The organism is Rhizobacter sp. P3_C12 (assembly GCF_056402735.1).
Window position 1 is genome coordinate 1 of record NZ_JBFUGW010000594.1, and the last position, 1266, is coordinate 1266.

Sequence of the window (1266 nt, forward strand, 5' to 3'; positions counted from 1 at the left end):
CTATGATTCCGCCAGCCATTTTCACTTGGTGATTAGGTGCGGATGGTCAGGCCGGGCCGGGTGTTTGCGCATCCGGCCCGACCGCTTTCTGACGACCCTCGGACCCCTCTTCCCCTCTTCCCCCGCGACGACGATGAGCCTCGCCGACCTGCGCGAGGCGCTGAACGCCGAGCTGGCAGCCACCCCCGAGTACTACGATTTCAAGGTGCTGCGCAGCGAGCGCGATGGCCCGCTGTGGCGCGTGACGCTGGTGCCCGGCCACGTGCATGCCGAGGGCCAGCGGCCGGGCCAGGCCTCGGCCCAGGCGCTGCTGGACGACAGCCTCGATGGCGCCAGCGCCTGGTGGGGCGCCCCGGCCAAGGGCGGCGCCAGCGTGCTGGCCGTGCTGCCCGAGGACGACCAACTGGTGCTGCAGAACGCCAGCGCCGCGCCGCCCGGGCCCGACTTCCTGATCCGCCTCTACCCGACACGCTTCCTGAACGCCGTGGCCGACGCCTGGTGGGACACGCCGTGGGCCGAGCGCGCCCTGGCCTGCCTGCCCGACCTCGGCGGCCCGCAGCAGCAGGACGAGGGCCCGGCGCTGACCGGCGTGCCGTTCCGCTGGCTGCGGCCGGCACAGCGCGACGCGCTCTCGCTCGTGCGGCACAGCAGCGCCTTCCTGTGGGGGCCGCCCGGCACCGGCAAGACCACCACGCTGGGTGTGCTGCTGGCCGAATACCTCGACACCCGGCCCGCCGCCCGGGTGCTGCTGCTGTCGACCACCAACCAGGCGGTCGACCTGGCGACGCTCGCGGTCGACAAGGCGCTCGAGAAAGGCCGCCGCGAGCACGCTCGCACCGCGGTGCAACGGCTGGGCACGCGCTTCGATGCCGCCGCCTATGCCGGCCGCGAGCACCTGATCCCCAGCGACGACCACGACCTGATCGCCCGCCTGGCCCGCGCCGAGGCGGCCCGCCCGTCATCGCGCGACGGTGCCGCGCTGAAGGCCTGGGCCGATCGCGTGGCCGCGCTGCGCGACGAATTGCGCCGGGCTTCGCTGCAGGTGCTGCGGCGTTGCCGGCTCGCGACGATGACGACCACGCGCGCCGCATTCACGCTGAAGACGCTGCGCGAGCTGGCGCCCGACGGCGTGGCCCCGTTCGACCTGCTGGTGTTCGACGAGGCCAGCCAGGTGAGCCTGGCGCACGCGCTGGCGCTCATGCCGCTGGGCCGCGCGCGGCTGTTCGCCGGCGACCCGCAGCAGCTGTCGCCGGTGCTGCGCAGCAC

General features: G+C 73.9%; 1 protein-coding gene. It reads left to right on the top strand.

Annotation, left to right across the window (positions count from 1 at the left end; genetic code table 11):
• Positions 1 to 133 precede the first annotated feature (133 nt).
• Positions 134 to 1266 (top strand): AAA domain-containing protein (locus AC1DXV_RS34790; RefSeq protein ID WP_477938067.1); only part of this gene is annotated, 1133 nt, incomplete at its 3' end.